This window comes from Endozoicomonas sp. SESOKO3 (assembly GCF_024606255.1).
On record NZ_JAHHPR010000143.1, the window covers coordinates 1 to 1,029 of the forward strand.

Annotated in this window: 1 protein-coding gene and 1 tRNA gene; both read left to right on the forward strand. The window is 49.1% G+C overall.

Going from position 1 to position 1,029, the window contains the following annotated elements; translation table 11 throughout:
- Positions 1 to 772 (forward strand): SDR family NAD(P)-dependent oxidoreductase (locus KDK18_RS02525; RefSeq protein WP_257252965.1); only part of this gene is annotated, 772 nt, incomplete at its 5' end.
- A gap of 103 nt (positions 773 to 875) precedes the next feature.
- Positions 876 to 963: transfer RNA gene (locus KDK18_RS02530), tRNA-Ser, on the forward strand.
- Positions 964 to 1,029: the final 66 nt, after the last annotated feature.

Sequence of the window (1,029 nt, forward strand, 5' to 3'; positions counted from 1 at the left end):
GAACCAGAGGGGGTTCAAGGTCTGGGCCACAGCAAGAAAGCTGGAATCAATCAAACATCTGTCAGAAAAAAGAATCAGGACAGCAGAGCTGGATGTCACTGATGAGGACCAGGTTAACAGGGTATTGAAAGAGATTCAGGCTGAAGATGGCGGATTGGATATCCTAATCAACAATGCAGGCTATGGTGGAATGGGGGCAGTGGCTGAATTACCCCGCGAAGAACTCCTGCAACAGTTTGAAACCAACGTCTTTGCTCCGGTATTGCTAGCCAACAAAGTCATCAAGGAAATGTGTGCTAACAAGGAAGGTACGATCATTAATATTGGCAGTATTTCAGGAGAAGTCACTACGCCTTTCTCCGGGCTTTATTGTGCTTCAAAAGCTGCCTTCAATAGCTTTTCCGATGCTTTGAGAATGGAGCTTCAGCCGTTTGGCATCAGAGTTCTGACCGTATTACCCGGTGCGATCAAATCCCGATTTGCAGAGAATGCCAATGAAGCACTTGATCGGGTGTTTACTGAAGACTCCCTGTATTTTCCAATTGAAGAGGGAGTCAGAGCACGAGCGAGTGCTTCTCAGGACAGACCGACCCCTGCCGAGACAGTAGCTTCAGAGATTGCTGTTTGGCTGGAATCGTCAAGTCAGCAGGGCATTTTAAGAGTGGGCAATGGCAGTCGGGCGCTGCCAGAGCTGAAAAGATGGCTGCCTGTTTCATGGTTTGAGGCTATTCTCAGGCGCAAGTTCAGGCTTGACCGTTTGTCCGTTAAGTAATTGCCCTAAAAGTAGAAAAAAAGTGCATTTTGGCTTTGCCTTTCAGACACTCCTGCTATAAAGTACGGCTCCGTTCGCAACAACAGACGCGAACAACGACAACGGTGAGGTGTCCGAGTGGCCGAAGGAGCACGCCTGGAAAGTGTGTATACGGAAACGTATCGAGGGTTCGAATCCCTCCCTCACCGCCAGTGAACAATTTAGTATTACGCGCTCGTAGCTCAGCTGGATAGAGTACCTGGCTACGAACCAGGCGG